Below are 19,737 nucleotides of genomic sequence, written 5' to 3'. Positions count from 1 at the left end.
CCGTGTATGAACGGTGACGGCCTCATGGTTTTGCCCGATCGCCTCGGGGTCGAGGCACGGCAGGTCGGTCGGGGCGTCGTGCAGTTGCCCTTGCCAGTAGGCCAATTGCTGTTGCAGTTCCGCGCTGCGGGCGTGGGCCTGCAACTGCTCGGCAAACACCTTGACCGAGCTGGTCTTGGCCGGCAGTTGCAGCCTTTGGCCGGCGAGCAACTGCTGGTAGGCGGTTTGCAGGTCGTCGAACAGAATCCGCCACGACACACCGTCCACCGCCAAGTGATGAACCACCAGCAACAGGCGCTGGCTGCCATCGGCCAAGGTCGCCAGGACGCCGCGCAACAGCGGCCCGGCGTGCAGGTCGAGGCTGCGCTGGGCCTGATTGGCGAGGGTTTCCAGCGCGCTGGCATCGGCCACGTCACGCTGCCACAGCAAACCGTCGTTCCCCCAAGCTTGCTGTTGCGCCGCCACCTCACGGTGCTCGGCGCGCCAACCTTCGGCGGTTTCATTGAAGGACAAACGCAAGGCGTCGTGGTGCAGCACCAGCGCCTGCAAAGCCTGCTCCACCACCGATGCTTGCAACGGACTGGCCGGTTGCAGCAGCACCGACTGGTTGTAATGGTGACGCTGGGGAATCGCCTCGGCGAAAAACGCCTGTTGGATCGGCAGCAGCGGCGTCGATCCTTCAGCCGGCGCCTGATCGATTGCCGACGCTTCCCCACCGGTCTGGGCGACACCTGCCAGCGCCTGCACGGTCTGGTGCTGGAACAAATCTTTGGGAGTAAAGCGAATGCCCGCCTGGCGGGCGCGACTGACCACTTGGATGGAGACAATCGAGTCGCCGCCCAACTCGAAGAAGTTATCGCTCAAGCCGACCCGCTCGACCTTGAGCACGTCTTGCCAGATCGCGGCGATCTGTTGTTCCAGTTCACTTCGTGGCGCCACGTAGGCCTGCTGGACCTGGCTGGCGTCGGGGGTGGGCAAGGCCTTGCGGTCGAGTTTGCCGTTGGCGGTCAACGGCCATTGTTCGAGGAACAACAGGTGCGTCGGCACCATGTAGTCCGGCAGCTCGGCCTTGAGCTGGGTCTTGATCTGCTCGCGTAGGCCCGCTTCGTCTTCGCCGATGTGCGCCGGGACCACGTAAGCCACCAGTTGCTGGCCGCTCGGCCCTTCCTGGGCCAACACCAGCGCTTCGCGCACCGAAGCCAAGGCGTTCAGGCGCGCTTCGATCTCGCCCAGTTCGATGCGGAAACCGCGGATCTTCACTTGATGGTCGATACGGCCGATGTACTCGATCACGCCATCGCTGCGGTACTGCGCCAGGTCGCCGGTGCGGTACAGGCGGGCACCGCTTTCGCCGAACGGGTCGGGGATGAACCGCAACGCGGTGAGGTCGCCACGATTCAAGTAGCCCCGGGCCAGGCCGGCGCGACCGACGTACAACTCACCGATGCAGCCTTTCGGCACCGGATTGAGGTCGCCGTCCAGCAAGTACCACGACAGGTCGGCAATCGGTTCGCCGATGGGGCTGCTGGCATCCTGTTCCAGGTCCGCCACTGATAGCGGACGGTAGGTCACGTGCACGGTGGTTTCGGTGATGCCGTACATGTTGATCAGTTGCGGCGCGGCATCGCCAAAGCGCTCGAACCAAGGGCGCAGGGACTTGACGTCCAGCGCCTCGCCGCCAAACACCACGTAACGCAAGGCGTTGGCCCGGTCATCGGCGCAGGCTTCGTGCATCAACTGCTTGAACGCCGACGGTGTCTGGTTGAGCACCGTCACCCCGGCATCGCAGAGCAATTCGTGGAACTGCTGCGGTGAACGGCTGATGTCATACGGCACGATCAGTAACTCACCGCCATGCAGCAACGCGCCAAAGATTTCCCAGACCGAGAAGTCGAACGCGTAGGAATGGAACAGGCTCCAGACATCCTGCGCGCCAAAATTGAACCAGGATTCGGTGGCCTCGAACAGGCGCAGCACGTTGTGGTGCGGCAGCAAGGTGCCTTTTGGATTACCGGTGGAACCGGAGGTGTAGATCACGTAGGCGAGGTTCGCAGCGTCCATCGCTACGTGCGGATCGCTGTCGGCGAAGGCGCTGTCATCGGCGTCCAGCAGCAGCGTCTGCATGCCCTCCGGCACTGGCAACTGATCGACCAGGGCCGCTTGGGTCAGCAGCAAACGAATGCCGCTGTCCTGCATCATGTAGGCCAGACGATCCTGGGGATACGTCGGGTCCAGCGGCACGTAGGCGCCGCCGGCCTTGAGGATCGCCAGCAGGCCCACCAGCATGTCGAAGCCCCGCTCGGCGGCCAATCCCACCCGTACATCCGGGCCGACGCCGTGGGCGATCAACTGATGGGCGCGGCGGTTGGCCTGGGCGTTGAGTTCGCCGTAGGTCAGGGTTTGGGCGTTGCAACGCAACGCGATGGTGTCGGGACGCAAGCGCGCCTGTTCGGCGATGCGCTGATGCAGGCAGGCCTCGCCCGGGAAACTGCGTGGCGCCGGGTTCCATTGGATGATGTGTTGCTGGTGCTCGGTGGCCGTCAGCAACGGCAATTCACCGATGCGTTGGTGGGCATCGGCGACGATGCCGTGCAGCAGGTTCAGCCAGTGTTCCGCGAGGCGCTGCACGGTGCCGGCGTCGAACAAATCAGTGGCATAAGTCAGCGCCGCACCGAGTTCACCCTCGGCTTCCAGGGTGTCGAGGGTCAGGTCGAACTGGGCGGTCTGGCTTTCCCATTCCTGGGCCTTGATCACCAGACCGGGCAGCGCCGGCAGTGCCTGGCGAGCCACGCTCTGGTGGTTGTACAACACCTGGAACAACGGGCTGTGGCTCAGGTTGCGTTCAGGCCGCAGGGCTTCGACCAGTTGTTCGAACGGCAGGTCCTGATGGGCTTCGGCGCCGATGGCCGCCTGTTTGACCTGCGCCAGCAATTGACTGAAACGCTGCTGCGGATCGACCTCGGCCTTGAGCACCTGGGTGTTGACGAAGAAGCCGATCAGGCCTTCGGTTTCCACCCGGTTGCGGTTGGCGATGGGCACGCCGACACGAATGTCCGTCTGGCCGCTGTAGCGGTGCAGCAAGGCTTGGAACGAGGCCAGCAAGACCATGAACAGCGTGCTGCCTTCGCGCTGGGCCAGCTGTCGCAGCTGTTGGCCCAAGGCCTGCGGCAAGTCGATTGCCAGGCGGGCGCCGGCAAAACTCTGCCGGGTCGGGCGCGGCCGGTCGGTGGGCAGCGCCAACAACGGCTGCTCGCCCCCCAGCACATCGGTCCAATACGCCAGTTGCCGTTCCCGCTCGCCGGCGTCCATCCACTGACGTTGCCATACCGCGTAATCAGCGTACTGGATCGGCAGCTCGGCCAATGCCAGGGACTCACCCTGGCGGCACGCGGCATAACCTTGCATCAGTTCTTGCACCAGCAATTGCATCGACCAGCCATCGGAGACGATGTGGTGCTGGGTCAGCACCAGCACATGCTCGTCGGCCGCCACCCGCAGCAGGCCGACCCGCAGCAGCGGGCCGTTTTGCAGGTCGAAGGGCTGGGCGATCTGCTGGCGGACGAAGGCCTGGATCTGTTCATTGCCGCCCTCGAGCATCTGCGGGATTACCACCGGGTTCATCTGTGGGTGAATGACCTGGAACGCTTGCTCGTCGACCTGGACGAAGGTGGTACGCAGGCTTTCGTGGCGCCGCACCAGGGCGGCGAAACTCTGTTGCAAAGCCTCCAGGTCCAGGTCGCCCTGAATCCGCAGCGCCGCCGGAATGTGGTACGCCGCGCTGTCGGGCTCCATCTGCCAGAGGAACCACTGGCGTTGCTGGGCGTAGGACAACGGCAACGGTGCCTGGTCCCGGGAAAGACGCGGGATGCTCGCCGGCCGTGCCACGTCGCCGTCCATCAGCGCCGCCACACAAGCCTCAAGGCTGGCGTTCTCGAACAACTGGCGCAGTTGCAGATTCAGGCCGAGGGTCTGGCGAATGCGCGACACCATCTGCGTCGCCAGCAGCGAGTGGCCGCCCAGTTCGAAGAAGCTATCGCTCAAGCCGACCCGCTCGACCTTGAGCACGTCTTGCCAGATCGCCGCGATCTGTTGTTCCAGTTCACTTCGCGGCGCCACGTAGGCCTGCTGGACCTGGCTGGCGTCGGCGGTGGGCAAGGCCTTGCGGTCGAGCTTGCCGTTGGCGGTCAACGGCCATTGTTCGAGGAACAACAGGTGCGTCGGCACCATGTAGTCCGGCAGCTCGGCCTTGAGCTGGGTCTTGATCTGGTCGCGCAGGCCAGCTTCATCCTCGCCGATGTGTGCCGGGATTACGTAAGCCACCAGTTGCTGGCCGCTCGGCCCTTCCTGGGCCAACACCAACGCTTCGCGCACTGAATCCAGGGCGTTCAGGCGCGCTTCGATCTCGCCCAGTTCGATGCGGAAACCGCGAATTTTCACTTGGTGGTCGATGCGACCGACGTACTCGATCACGCCGTCGCTGCGGTACTGCGCCAGGTCGCCGGTGCGGTACAGCCGTGCGCCGCTTTCGCCGAACGGGTCGGGGATGAACCGCAATGCGGTGAGGTCGCCACGATTCAAGTAGCCCCGGGCCAGGCCGGCGCGACCCACGTACAACTCACCGATGCAGCCTTTTGGTACCGGGTTCAAATCGCCGTCCAGCAAGTACCAGGACAGGTCGGCAATCGGCTCGCCAATCGGGCTGCTGGCGTCCTGTTCCAGGTCCGCTATCGACAGCGGACGGTAGGTCACGTGCACGGTGGTTTCGGTGATCCCGTACATGTTGATCAGTTGCGGCGCCGCATCGCCGAAGCGCTCGAACCACGGGCGCAGGGACTTGACGTCCAGCGCCTCGCCGCCGAACACCACGTAGCGCAAGGCGTTGGCCCGGTCATCGGCGCAGGCTTCGTGCATCAACTGCTTGAACGCCGACGGTGTCTGGTTGAGCACCGTCACCCCGGCGTCGCAGAGCAGTTCATGGAACTGCTGCGGTGAGCGGCTGACGTCATACGGCACGATCAACAACTCGCCACCGTGGAGCAGTGCGCCGAAAATTTCCCAGACCGAGAAGTCGAACGCGTAGGAATGGAACAGGCTCCAGACATCCTGCGCGCCAAAATTGAACCAGGATTCGGTGGCCTCGAACAGGCGCAGCACGTTGTGGTGCGGCAGCAAGGTGCCTTTTGGATTACCGGTGGAACCGGAGGTGTAGATCACGTAGGCGAGGTTCGCAGCGTCCATCGCTACGTGCGGATCGCTGTCGGCGAAGGCGCTGTCATCGGCGTCCAGCAGCAGCGTCTGCATGCCCTCCGGCACTGGCAACTGATCGACCAGGGCCGCTTGGGTCAGCAGCAAACGAATGCCGCTGTCCTGCATCATGTAGGCCAGACGATCCTGGGGATACGTCGGGTCCAGCGGCACGTAGGCGCCGCCGGCCTTGAGGATCGCCAGCAGGCCCACCAGCATGTCGAAGCCCCGCTCGGCGGCCAATCCCACCCGTACATCCGGGCCGACGCCGTGGGCGATCAACTGATGGGCGCGGCGGTTGGCCTGGGTGTTGAGTTCACCGTAGGTCAGGGTTTGGGTGTTGAAACGCAACGCGATGGCGTCGGGACGCAAGCGCGCCTGTTCGGCGATGCGCTGATGCAGGCAGGCCTCGCCCGGGAAGCTGCGTGGCGCCGGGTTCCATTGGGCGATGTGTTGCTGTTGCTCGGTGGCCGTCAGCAACGGCAATTCACCGATACGTTGGCCGGGATTGGCGACGATGCCGTGCAGCAAGTTCAGCCAGTGTTCGGCCAGGCGCTGCACGGTGCTGGCGTCGAACAGGTCAGTGGCGTAGCTCAGGGATGCGCCCAGTTCACCGTGGGTTTCGTGAGTGTCGAGGGTCAAGTCGAACTGGGCGGTGTGGGAACTCCAGTCGAGGCTCTCGACCTGCAGCCCCGGCAGTTGCAGGGCCTGGGCCGCGCCGCCACTCTGGTGGTTGAACATCACCTGGAACAGCGGGCTGTGGCTCGCCTGCCGCTGGGGTGCCAGTGCCTGCACCAACTGCTCGAACGGCAGGTCTTGATGGGCCTGCGCGCCCAGCGAAGCCTGTTTGACCTGCGCCAGCAATTGGTCGAAAGGCAGGTCGCCGCGCACCTGGGCATTAAGCACTTGGGTGTTGACGAAAAATCCGATCAGGCCTTCGGTTTCCGGGCGATTACGGTTGGCCACCGGTACGCCGACACGGATGTCCGATTGGCCGCTATAGCGGTGCAACAAGGCCTGGAACGACGCCAGCAAGACCATGAACAGCGTCGAGGCTTCGCGCTGGGCCAATTGCTTCAGGCCCTGGGTCAGCCCGGCGTCAACGGTCAGGTCCAGGCGTGCGCCGCGATGGCTCTGCACCGCCGGGCGCGGGCGATCCGTTGGCAACGGCAGGACTTCGCCGCCGTCCCCCAGTCGTTCGGTCCAATAGGCCAGTTGCCGCTCCAGCTCGCCGGCCTCCATCCATTTGCGCTGCCAGATCGCATAGTCGGCGTATTGGATCGGCAAAGGCGCCAGGGTCGGCGTCTGACCGCTGCGGTGAGCGGCGTAGAGCTGGACCAGGTCATTGACCATGATCTGCGCCGACGCACCGTCGCAAATGATGTGGTGCTGGGTCAGCACCAGCACATGATCGTCCGCGGCGAGTTGCAGCAGCTTGATCCGCAGCAGCGGCCCCTGTTGCAGGTCGAACAATCCAGCGATTTCATCATCGATCAGGGCCTTGAGCGCAGCCTCATCCGCTGGCCCCGACACCACCTGGGGTTCGATCGCCAGGCTCAAGTGGGCCTGCACCACTTGTTGGGGGCCCTCCGGGCTGTCGATGAAGACCGTGCGCAGCACGTCGTGACGGGCCAGCAAGGCGTCGAAACTGCATTGCAGCGCCGACAGGTCGAGGGCGCCGCGCAGGCGCAGCGCCGTGGGCACGTGGTAGGCCGCGCTGTGGCGGTCCAGTTGCCAGAGGAACCACTGGCGTTCCTGGGCGTAGGACAGGTCGAGCGTCGCGAACTCGTCGCGCATCGCCGGGATCGGCAACGTCGCCAGGCTCATGTTCTTGCTGTGCAGCTTGTGCAGGAACGCTTGCCGTTGGGCGAGCGGTAAACGGATGAATCGCTGAACCAGAGACAGGTTATCGAGCTGAGTCATTCAAAGGGTCTCCAGGTCTGCCAGGAAATCATGCATCTCACTCAGGTCGTCGCTGGAGTGAGGGCTCAGGTGGGCCGCCAGTTGCGCGGCGTAGTCGGCCAGGGATGGGGTGCTGAACAGCAAGTCCAGGGGCACCGCGGCGCCTTGCTGCATTTGCAGGCGCGCCGTCGCTTGCGTCGCCAGCAGGGAATGCCCACCCAGTTCAAAGAAGTTGTCGTCGCGCCCTACTCGCTCGAGCTTGAGCACGTCTTGCCAGATGGCGGCGATGTCCTGCTCCAGCGCGCCCTCGGGCGCCACGTAGGCACGCAGCAGTTGCTGGGCGTCCGGCAGCGGCAAAGCCTTGCGGTCGAGCTTGCCGTTGGGGGTCAGCGGGAAGCGTTCGAGCAACAGCCAGTGCGCCGGCATCATGTAGTCGGGCAGTAAAGGCGCGAGCTGGGCCTTGAGGGCGTCGCGCAGGGCCGCCGGTTCCGCCGTTTGTGGATGCGCGGCGATCAGGTATGCCACCAACTGCAGGCCGCCCGGCCCTTGTTGCGGCACCACCACCGCTTCGCGGATCGACGCCTGGGCCAGCAGGCAGGCTTCGATTTCCCCCAGTTCGATGCGGAAACCGCGGATCTTCACCTGATGATCGACCCGGCCGATGTACTCGATCACGCCGTCGCCCCGCTGGCGCGCCAGGTCACCGGTGCGGTACACCCGTGCGCCGTTGCCGAACGGGTCCGGCAGGAAGCGCTCGGCGGTGAGCGCCGCACGGTCGTGGTAACCCCGGGCCAGGCCGTCGCCGCCAATCAACAGTTCGCCGATGAGCCCGACCGGGTTCGGCGCGAAGTGATCGCCGACGATATGCAGCGACGTGTTGGCAATCGGCCGGCCGAGGTACGGCAGGCGCTGCTCGGCGGTCAAGCGGTAGACCGCCGACCAGATGGTGGTTTCGGTCGGGCCGTACAGGTTCCAGACTTCGCCGGCGACATCCAGCAACCGCTCCGCCAGGTCCTCGGCCAACGCCTCGCCACCGCACAGGCATTTGCGCCCGGCCAGCAAGGCGGACGCCGGGTGGTCGAGCAGCATGCGCCAGGTCGATGGCGTGGCCTGGACCACGCTGACCTGTTGCTGGTCGATGGTCTTGAGCAACGTCTCGGGGTCGTGGGCACTCTGCTTGTCCACCAACACCACGCAGGCACCGCTCAGCAGCGCGCCATAGAGTTCCAGGCCGAAGATGTCGAACGAGAACGTGGTCAGTGACAGCACCCGATCACTGGCGGCGATACCCGGTTCGCGGACCATACTCGCGACGAAATTCACCAGCGCCCCATGCCGTACCATCACGCCCTTGGGTTTGCCAGTGGAACCCGAGGTGTAGATGGCGTAGGCCAAGTGCTCCGCATCCAGGCGCGTCGCCGGCGCCTCGTCGGCATAACCGTCGAGCCAGTCATCCCCCTGATCCAACACCAGCGTGTTAACGCAAACTCCTGTGGGAGCGAGCCTGCTCGCGATAGCGTCGGCACACCCACCATCACCATTGACTGAACCACCGCCATCGCGAGCAAGCTTTGCTCCCACAGGCTCGCTCCCACAGGACAGCGGTAGCTGGTTGAGCTGCGAACGTTGGGTCAGCAGCAGTTCGATGCCGCTGTCTTCGATCATGTGCGCCAGCCGGTCGGCCGGGTACTGCGGGTCGAGCGGCACGTAGGCGCCACCGGCCTTGAGGATGGCCAGCAAGGCGACAATCATCTCCACGCCACGCTCCAGGGCGACGCCGACCAATTGATCGGGCCCGACGCCTTGCTCGATCAAGCGATGGGCCAGGCGGTTGGCCCGGACGTTGAGTTCGGCGTAGCTCAGCGCCTGTTCAGCGAACACCAGCGCGGTGGCATCCGGCGTTCGGCGGGCCTGGGCCTCGAACAGGCGATGGACGCAATGCTCATCCGGATAAGCGGCGGCGGTGGCGTTCCAGCCTTGCACCTGCTGGTGGGTTTCACCGCTGTCGAGCAAGCTCAGCTCCCCCAGGGGCCGTTGCGTGCCGGCGGTCATTTGCAGCAGCAAGCGCCGCAGATGCGCACCGATCTGCTCGACCGAGGCCGGGGCGAAACTGGCGCACTGGTAGCTGAACTGCACCGCCAGCTCGGCACCAAGGCTGACCAGCAGGGTCAGCGGGTAGTTGGTCTGTTCCAGGTTATCCACGGCACCGAAACGCAAGCCGTCAGGCGCACCGTGCTCCAGGGCTTCGGAAATCGGGTAGTTCTCGAACACCAGGATGTTGTCGAACAACGCTTCGCCGCCCAGCCCGGCCCAGCGCTGGATATCGAACAACGCCGTATGCTCGAACTCGCGCAAGGCCAGGTTCTGCGCCTGGACGCTGTGCAGCCAGTCGCCCAGCGTCTGTTCCGGACGCGGGCTGGCGATGACCGGCAAGGTGTTGATGAACAGGCCGATCTGGCCCTCGACGCCCACCAGGTCCGCCGGCCGCCCCGCCACCGTCGCGCCGAACGCCACGCTGGCTTTGCCGGTGTAGCGCTGCAAGAGCAACAGCCAGGCCGCTTGCACCAGGGTATTGACGGTCACTTTGGATTGGCGGGCGAATTCGGCCAGGCGTTGGGTCTGCTGCGCATCCAGTTGCACATGATGATGACCGTACAGGTTCGCCGAGACGTCCTGGGCCGGGCGCGCAAACACCTGGGCCAGGCGCACCGGCTCATCCAGCGTGCGCAATTGTTGCATCCAGAACCCTTCGCCGAGGCTCGCGTCCTGGCGTTGCAGCCAGGCGATGTAATCGCGATAACGGCCAGCCGGGCGGGCCACGCTGTCGCCGCGGTAGTGCTGCAACACTTCGCCGAACAACTGCGCGCTGCTCCAGCCATCCATCAGGATGTGATGGTTGGTGTAGATCAGGTGATGCCGATCAGTCGCCGTGCGCACCAGCACCAGGCGCATCAGCGGCGCCTGGGTCAGGTCCACGCCTTGGGACCGCTCTTCATCGGCGAGGGTTTGCAAGGCACCCTCAATCTCCGTCCGCCCGTTCCAGTCGAGCACACGGAACGGCACCTCGACCTGACGCTGGACGATTTGCACTGGCTGCTCCAGGTCGCCCTGCCAGAAGAACCCGGTACGCAGGATGTCATGGGCATCGACCACCGCTTGCCAGGCGGCGTGAAAACGCTGCGGATCGAGACCGTCGACGTCGAGGCGCATCTGGTTGATGTAGTCGCCGCTGCCCTGCCCGAGCAAGGAATGGAACAGCATGCCTTGCTGCATCGGCGACAACGGGTAGAGGTCGTCGATGGCTTGGGGGGCTGGGACCAGCGTATCCAGTTGCGCCTGGGTCAGCCGCGCCAACGGGAAATCCGACGGCGTCACGCCCCGGCTGTGACTGTCGCAGCAATGGACGATGAGCGCAGTGAGCTCTTGCAGATAGTCATCCGCCAGGCGCTGGATGGTCGCGGTATTGAACAGCTCACCGCTGAAGGTCCAGCTCAAGTCCAGCTCGCCGCCAAACACTTGGCCGTCGAGGGCTAGCGGGCTGCCCAACGGGCCTTGCAGGTTCACTTCCTCGCCGCCGCGCTCTGTGGTCGGGACGAACAAGGCATCGGCGGCCGTATCGAAACTGCCGTCGAACTGGCCGAGGTAGTTGAACGTCAGTTGCGGTTTCGGCAAGGCTTGCAGGGTTTGACGTGCGGCGTCATCGCCCAGGTGCGCCAAGGCCCCGAAGCCAATGCCCTTGTTGGGGATGGCCCGCAGTTGTTCCTTGATCTGCTTCAGCGAGGCGCCAAGGTCATCCGCTACCGGCGTCAATCGGGCCGGGAACAGGCTGGTGAACCAGCCGACCGTGCGGGTCAGGTCGATGTGCTCGAACAGCTCTTCACGGCCATGGCCTTCAAGTTGCAGCAGCACACTGTCAGCGCCGGTCCAGCGCACCATCACCCGCGCCAACGCCGTCAGCAGCAGATCGTTGACCTGGGTGCGATAGGCCGCCGGTGCTTGCTGCAGCAATTGCCGGGTGAGGTTCTTGTCCAGTGCCGTGCGGATCGTCACGGCTTGCCCCTGTTGTTGCCCACCCTCGGGGTTGTCCCACGGCAAGCTCGCCGAGGCGCCCTGTAACTGCCGCTGCCAAAAGCCCAACTCGGCCTGCAAGGGCGCACCGGCGGCATAGTCCTGCAACGCAGCGGTCCAGGCGTTGACCGCGCTGGTCTTGGCCGGCAGTTGCACCGCCGCGCCAGCGAGGGTCTGGCGATAAGCGCTTTGCAGGTCTTCGAACAGTATCCGCCAGGACACACCGTCCACCACCAGGTGATGGACGATCAGCAACAGCCGCTGGGTGCCATCGGCGAGGTTCGCCAGCAGTGCGCGGATCAGCGGCCCGCCCGCCAGTCGCAGGCTGCGCTGGGCCTGGTTGCTCAGCACTTCGAGTGCGGCGAGATCGGCGACATCGGCTTGCCAGAGCAGCGTGTCGGCGGCCTGCGCCTCGACATCGCGATAACGCGCGGTCCAGCGTTCGTCCTGCTCGATGAAGTCCAGGCGCAGGCTGTCGTGGTGCACGACCAGCGCACCCAAGGCCCGCTCCAATGCCTGGGGATCGAGGGCCTGGGTCGGCTTGAGCATCACCGACTGGTTCCAGTGATGGCGGTCGGGGATCGGCTGGGCGAAGAACCATTGATGAATCGGCAGCAGTGCGGTTTCGCCGGTCGCAGGTTGCTGGTCGATCAATTGCAGTCGCGCGCCCGTCTGTGCCACGGCGGCCAGCGCCTCGATGGTCTGGTGCTGGAACAGATCCTTCGGCGTGAAGTGGATACCGACCAGCCGCGCGCGACTAACCACTTGGATCGAGACGATGGAATCGCCGCCCAGTTCGAAGAAGTTGTCCCGCAGGCCCACGCGTTCAAGTTTGAGCACGTCCTGCCAGATCGACACCAGTTGCTGCTCCAGCGCGCTGCCCGGGGCCACGTAGGATTGCTGCAATTGGCTGACGTCGGGCTTGGGCAGGTTCTTGCGGTCGAGCTTGCCGTTGGGGGTCAGCGGCAGGCGATCGAGCAGCAGCAGATAGGCCGGTACCATGTGCGCCGGCAATGTCGTCTTGAGTTGTTCGCGCAGGTGCTCGGCGAAATCCTTTTGCACGGCCTCATTGGCCACCACATAGGCGACCAGGCGCTTGCCGCTGCCAGCAGCACCTTCCTGCGCCACGACAACCGCTTCGCGCACGCCTTCAAGGGCTTGCAGGCTGGCTTCGACTTCCCCCAGCTCGATGCGGAAGCCACGGATCTTCACTTGATTGTCGATACGATCCAGGTAATCAAAAGTGCCATCGGCGCGTTGGCGCACCAGGTCGCCGGTGCGGTAGAGCAAGCCTCCGCTGCGACTGAACGGGTCGGCGACAAATCGCTCGGCGGTCAGGCCCGGACGGTTCAGGTAACCCCGCGCCAGGCCGCTGCCGCCCAGGTACAGCTCGCCGGCCATGCCTTGGGGCAGCAGGTTCAAGTCAGCGTCGAGCACGTAGGCGCTGCGGTCACCGATGCGGCTGCCGATGGGCGCATAGGCGGCGCCGCACGCTACATCGCGGCCAGCCTTCCAGATCAGCGGGGTGACCACGGTTTCGGTCGGGCCGTAGCCGTTGATGATGTAGTCCGGGTCGAGGGCACGCTTGACCCGTTCGAAGCTGGCGTTGGGCACCGCATCGCCGCCGAAGCAGTAGATACGCACCTTCGGCGGGTTGCCCTCGCGTTCGGCGTGTTCGGCCAGCTGCTGCAGGTACACCGGCGGGAACGCCACCACCGTCACGCCGTGCTCGCCCATGGCGTTGTAGGTCTGTTCCGGGGTCCACAGGCTGTCGTCGCGAATCAGCAGCGAGGCGCCGTGGGTCAGGCTGGTGAGCCAGCGCTCATGGGCACCGTCGAAGGCGAAGGACATGAAATGGAATTCGCAATCACTGTCGCGCATCTCGTAGCGCTCGCCGATGGCCTGGCAGTGCATCGCCAGCGGACCGTGGGCCACGCTCACGCCTTTGGGGTTGCCGGTGGAGCCGGAGGTGTAGATGACGTAGGCCAGGTTCTGCGGATCGATACACACGGCTGGGGCGTTGCTCGGTTGCTGGCTCAGGTCCAGGCGATCGAGCTCCAGCACCTGGTCGGCACCCTCCAGCGGTAATTGCGCCGACACCCGGGAGTCGGTGAGCAACAGCGCCAGCCCGGAATCCTCGATCAGGTACGCCAGGCGTTCCCGTGGGTAGCTGGTGTCCAGCGGCACATAGGCGCCGCCGGCCTTAAGCACCGCCAGCAGCGCGACGATCACCCCTTCGCTGCGCGGCAGGGCCACGCCAACGCGGGTTTCCGGCCCCACGCCCAGTTCGATGAGCTTGTGGGCCAGGCGGTTGGCGCGACGGTCGATGTCGCCATAGCTGAAACGCTGGCCGTCGAAGATCATTGCCGTGGCGTGGGGCTTGTGCGCCGCCAGATCGGCAATGCGTTGATGTACGGGGATGTCGGTCGGGTACGGCTGCGGATGATTGGCGGCCTGTTGCCCGCTGTGCTCCTCGTCATTGGCCAGGGCGATCTCGCCGAGGCGACGCTCGGCGGTTTCGGCAAACCGCTCCAGCAGGAGCAGCAACTGCGCACTCAAGCGCTCAATGGTTGCAACGCTGAAATGCGCCTGGTCGAAACTCATGTGCAGGGCCAGCGTCTCACCCAGGGTCACGCCCAGGGTCAGCGGGTAGTGGGTCTGATCCTGGTTGGCGACTTCGCCGAACACCACGCCTTGGGCGGTGCCGTGTTGCAACGCCGCGGAAATCGGGAAGTTTTCGAACACCAGCAGGCTGTCGAACAGCGCGCCCCCGCCCTGCCCGGCCCAGCGCTGGACGCTCGCCAGTGGCGTGTGCTCGAACTCACGCAGGCTCAGGTTCCGGGCCTGTACGGCGGCCAGCCAGGCCGCGACGGTCTGGTCCGGACGCGAGCCCGCGATCACTGGCAAGGTGTTGATGAACAGGCCGACCTGTTGCTCGATGCCAACCAGCTCTGCGGGCCGCCCGGCCACGGTGGTGCCGAACGCCACGCAGTCGCTGCCGGTATAGCGCTGCAACAGCAACAGCCACGCCGCTTGCACCAGGGTGTTGACGGTGACTTTCTGCTGACGGGCGAAGGCGTTGAGACGGCCCGTACCCGACGCATCCAGTTGGTAATGCCTGAGGGCGTGACCGCTTTCGCGGCGCACCTCGCCACCCGCCGCCGCAGCGTTCGCCAATACCGTCGGCTCCTGGAGATCGGCCAGTTGCGCCAGCCAGAACGCTTCGCTGAGGGCGGCGTCCTGGCGCTGCAACCACTGGATGTAATCGGCATAGCGGCTGACCGGCCGCGGCGGCTGTTGACCGGCATAGCGTTGCAGCACTTCACCGAGCATCTGCGCGCTGCTCCAGCCATCCATCAAAATATGGTGGTTAGTGAAGATCAGATGATGACGCTCATCGCTCAGTTGAATCAGCGTGACCCGCAGCAGCCCAGCCTGGGTCAGGTCGAAGCCCATGGCCAGATCAGCGGCAATGAAATCCTTGAGAGCCTGGTCGACGTCACGGCGTTGACGCCAATCGAGCAGTGTGTAGGGCAGCGCCAGGCGGCGGTGGATGATCTGCAACTGTTGCTGCAACTCGCCCTGCCAGATGAAACCGCTGCGCAGGATTTCGTGGGCATCCATTGTCGCCTGCCACGCCGCGCGGAAACGCTCGGGGTCCAGGCCATCGACATCCACGCACAACTGGTTGATGTAGGTCCCGGTGCCCTGCTCGTACAGGGTGTGAAACAGCATGCCTTGCTGCATTGGCGACAGTGGATAAATGTCTTCGATAGCGGTCGCCGGCACTGGGATCGCGTCCAACTGCGCCTGGGTGATGCGCGCCAGCGGGAAATCCGACGGCGTGGTGCCCATGGCATCGGCCTGGCAGCAATGGCCAATCAGCGCTTCCAGCTCGCGGGTATAGTCATCGGCCAGGCGGGCGATGGTCGCCTCGTCGAATTGCTCATGGCTGAACGTCCAACGCAAGTCGAGCGCGCCGTCATAGACCTGGCCTTCGACACCCAGCCAGTTGTCCAGGGGCGCATCAAGGCTCTGCTCGCGCCCGGCGCTTTCCCCCGCCGGGCTGAACAACGCCCCCTCCCGGGCATCGAAACTGCCGTCGAACTGGCCGAGGTAATTGAAGGTGATGCACGGCAATGGCAAGGCCTTGAGACAGGCTTGCGCCGCCTCGTCACCCAGGTAGCGCAACACGCCGAAACCGATGCCCTTGTTCGGGATCGCCCGCAGTTGCTCCTTGATCTGCTTGATCGTGGCGGCCACGCCATCCGCCGGTGTGAGGCGCACAGGGAACAGGCTGGTAAACCAGCCGACCGTACGAGTCAGGTCGACGCCACTGAACAACTCTTCGCGGCCATGGCCTTCCAGTTGGATCAAGGTGTCGACGTGGCCGGTCCAGCGACAGATCACCCGCGCCAGGGCGGTTAGCAACAGATCGTTGACCTGGGTGCGATACGCCGCGGGCGCCTGTTGCAGCAGTTGCTGAGTGAGGGTTTTGTCGAGACGGCTGTGCAGCACTTTGGCGTAACGGCTTTGTCGGCTGCCTTGGGGGTTATCCCATGGCAGATCCACGACAGCGCCTTGCAGTTGTTGCTGCCAGAACGTTAGCTCGGACTGAACGTTTTCGGTCGTGGCGTAGGCCTGCAAATGCTCACCCCAGGCTTTATAGGCGCTGGTCTTGGCCGGCAGCTTGACGGCGGCGCCGACGCTGGCCTGTTGATAAGCCCGTTGCAGGTCTTCCAACAGGATGCGCCACGACACACCGTCCACGGCCAGGTGGTGCACGGCCAATAACAGACGCTGGCTGCCATCGGCCATGCTCGCCAGCACCGCACGCAGCAACGGGCCGTTGTGCAGGCCGAGGCTGCACTGGGCCTTGGCACAGAAGTCTTGCAGCTCAGCGGCGCTCAGGTTGTCCGCCGTCCACAACACCTCAGGATCGACCACGATCGGCGCCACCTCGGCCCGCCAGCCCGCCGGGGTTTCGACGAAGCGCGAACGCAAGGCATCGTGATGCGCCAACACGGCGTTGAGCGCCTGCAGCAGCGCGGGTGCCTGCAAGGGTAGATGGCTGCGCAACAAGACGGCCTGGTTCCAGTGGTGGCGCTGGGCAATCGCCTCCTCGAAAAACATCTGCTGGATGGGCAGCAACGGCTGTTCGCCGCTGACCGGTCCCTGATCGATCTGCAGCTCGCTGCCGCCTTGTTGCGCGACGCTCGCCAGGCCTTGCACGGTTTGATGCTGGAACAGGTCACGGGGGGTGAAATGGATCCCGGCCTGCCGCGAGCGGCTGACCACCTGGATCGAGATGATCGAGTCACCGCCCAGCTCGAAGAAGTTGTCGGTCAAGCCGACCTGTTCAAGCTTGAGCACGTCCTGCCAGATCGCCGCGATGCCTCGCTCCAGTTCGCTGCGAGGGGCGATAAAGGCCTGTTGCAGTTGGCTGGCATCGGCTGAAGGCAGGGCCTTGCGGTCGAGCTTCCCGTTGGGACTCAGCGGCAATTGCCCAAGGAACAACCATTGGGTCGGGACCATGTAGTCTGGCACGCAGTCCTTGAGTTGCGCCTTGAGGGATTCCCGCGCAGCGCCCTGTTCATCCGCCGAGGCCGACACCAGCGTTGCATCCTTGGGCACCACGTAACCCACCAGTTGCAGGCTGCTGCCACCTTGCACCGCCAGTACGACGGCGTCGCTGACCGCCTCCAGTTCCAGCAGGCGCGCTTCGATTTCGCCCAGTTCGATGCGCAAGCCGCGGATCTTCACTTGATGATCTACGCGGCCCACGTATTCGATTTGGCCCAAGGCATTGAAGCGCGCCAAGTCGCCGGTGCGATACAGGCGCGCACCCGTGGTGGAAAACGGATCGGGAATGAAACGTTCAGCGGTCAAGGCCGGACGCTGGAAGTAACCACGCGCCAGCAACTCGCCGCCAATCAGCAGCTCGCCGGTTACCCCAACCGGCGTGGGCGCCAGATGCGCGTCCAGCAGATAGGTATGCCGGCCAGGAAGCGGTTGACCAATGGGCAAGGTCAGCGGCAGCGGCCGACGATTGAAGACGTAATCGCTGCAATCCAGGGTGGTGGCCGTGACCGTGGCCTCGGTCGGACCGTAGGTGTTGAGCAGCTTGACCTGCTCCAGCCCGGCCCGGCGCCAGGCCTGTACGCCTTCGGGCGGCATGGCTTCACCGCCACTGTGGACCTGGCGCAGCGCCGCATAGTCACGCGGACCGACAGCGGCAAATTCCTTGGCGATCATGTTCCAGTAGGCAGTGGTCAAGTCCATGACCGTGATGCCCTGCTCGACGATCTGGCGGTACAGGGTTTCGCTGTCCCACACCTCGTTGCCGCGCAACACCACCGAGGCGCCGCAGGTCAGCGGACCGAACAGCTGCTCGCCAAAAGCATCAAAGTTGAAGGTCGCGAATTGCAGCACACAATCAGCGCTGCTCAAGCCGTAATAGTGCTGCGAGGCGAACCCATGCTTGCTCAGCGCGCCGTGGCTGATACCGACACCTTTCGGGCGCCCCGTCGAGCCGGACGTGAACATGACGTAGGCCAGGCTATCGACCCACACCTTGCGTTGCAGATTGCCGGGTTCAGCGTTTACCCAGGACTCGGCCTGATCCAGGCACAGGCAACGCACGCCGTCGGGCACCGGCAGCCGTTCAAGCAAATGGCTTTGGCTCAAGAGCAAACGGCTGGCGCTGTCTTCGATCATGAAGCGCAGGCGATCGACCGGGTATTGGGGGTCCAGCGGCACGTAGGCACCACCGGCCTTGAGCACGGCGAGAATGGCCACCACCAGGTCCGGGCTCCGGTCGACGGCGATGCCCACCAGCACGTCCGGACCGACGCCCGCCGCCACCAACGTGCGCCCCAGGCAGTTGGAACGGGCGTTGAGCTCGCCATAGCTCAATCGTTGTCCATCGCAGATCAAGGCGACGGCATCCGGGCTGCGTTCAGCTTGCACCTCGAACAGCTCATGCACCGGGCGATCACTCGGCCAGGTCGCGTCGTGACGCCCCCAATCCATGACTAACTGCCGATATTCGGCCGGCGCCAACAACGCAAGCTCGCCGACGCGCTGCTGCGGGTCGTTGACGATGTTGCGCAACAGCAGCGTCCAATGCCGCGCCATACGCTCGATGGTGTCGGGGTTGAACAAGTCACTGGCGTAGGTGAACGCCGCATGCAACTGTCCGCCCTTTTCGTAGGTGTCCAGGCTCAAGTCGAACTGGGTGCTGCGGCTTTCCCATTCGATGACCCCCAGCTCCAGACCGCTGCCGACTTTCAGCGTGGTGACGTCGGCCACTTCCGGCTGGTGGTTGTACATCACCTGGAACAACGGGTTGTAGCTGAGGCTGCGCTCAAGTTTCAGCGCCTCGACCAGCCGTTCGAAGGGCAGATCCTGGTGGGCCTGGGCGCCGAGGGCGGTTTCCTTGATGTCATGCAACAGGTCGCCGAGGCGCGTCCGGCCATCCAGTTGCACCCGCAATACCTGGGTGTTGACGAAGAAACCAATCAGCCCTTCGATTTCCCGGCGGTTGCGGTTGGCGATCGGGACGCCGACGCGCAAGTCGTCTTGCCCGGTGTAGCGGTGCAGCAGGACATTGAACGTCCCCAGTAGCAGCATGAATAACGTGACCCCATGCTGGCGGGCAACGCCGCGCAGTTGCTCGACCAGCGCCGCGTCCACCACCTGTTCCAGGCGACGACCGCGATAACTCGGCAGCACCGGGCGTGGATAATCGATAGGAAGCTCCAGCACCGGATGTTCGTCGCCCAGTTGCGCTTGCCAGTAATCGAGTTGACGTTGCAGCTCGCCGGCTTCCAGCCAGCGGCGCTGCCACAAGGCATAGTCGCTGTACTGGATCGGCAAGTCGGCCAGTTGTGGTTCCACCCCCGCCTCATGGGCGTCATAGCAGCGAATGAATTCGTCGATCAGCACGTTCATCGACCAGCCGTCCGAGACGATGTGATGCAAGGTCAGCAGCAGCACGTGCTCTTGATCATCGAGCTTGAGCAGTTCGATCCGCAGCAACGGGCCGCTGGACAGGTCGAAGGGCTGCAGCGATTGGGCTTCGGCGGCCTGGCGCACCGCCTGCTCGCGCTCGGCAACCGGCAAGGCGCTGAAGTCCTTGTGCCCGATCACCAGTGCGGCGCTGGAGGGCACTTGCAGGAGGCTGTCGTCGGCCTGGCGCTGGAACACCGTGCGCAGGGTTTCATGACGGGCCACCAGGCTGGCGAAGGCTTGCTCCAGCGCAGGCAGGCTCAACGCGCCCTTGAGCCGCACCGCCCCGGGCAGGTTGTAGGCGCCGCTGTCCGGCTCCAGTTGCCAGAGAAACCACATGCGCTGCTGGGCATAGGACAACGCCTGGCGGTCCTCGGCCTCGACGCCCTGGGGAATGGGAAACCCGCTGAACTCCACGCCCTCCTTGGCCAACGCGGCCAGGAACATCCGGCGCTTTTCCAAGGGCAACCCGATAAACCGGCGAGCAAGTTTCAAGGCGTCTTCAGCATTCAT

At 64.6% G+C, this 19,737-nt stretch carries 2 protein-coding genes (1 of these 2 cut by a window edge); both read right to left on the bottom strand.

Annotation, left to right across the window (positions count from 1 at the left end; translation table 11 throughout):
* Positions 1-7,167, bottom strand: the 5' portion of a protein-coding gene (locus tag HU767_RS29090) for a non-ribosomal peptide synthetase (RefSeq protein WP_186730530.1). 3,921 nt of this gene lie to the left of the window's left edge; only the first 7,167 of its 11,088 coding nucleotides appear in the window; the start codon lies at positions 7,165-7,167; the stop codon falls past the left edge of the window.
* On the bottom strand, positions 7,168-19,737 hold the full coding sequence (locus tag HU767_RS22890) for a non-ribosomal peptide synthase/polyketide synthase (RefSeq protein WP_186730529.1): 12,570 nt from the start codon (positions 19,735-19,737) through the stop codon (positions 7,168-7,170).

The organism is Pseudomonas sp. SWRI179 (assembly GCF_014268705.1).
Classification (GTDB): domain Bacteria; phylum Pseudomonadota; class Gammaproteobacteria; order Pseudomonadales; family Pseudomonadaceae; genus Aquipseudomonas; species Aquipseudomonas zanjanensis.
Note: the sequence above shows the minus strand (reverse complement) of the source record. Positions and strands in the feature narration are given on the sequence as shown.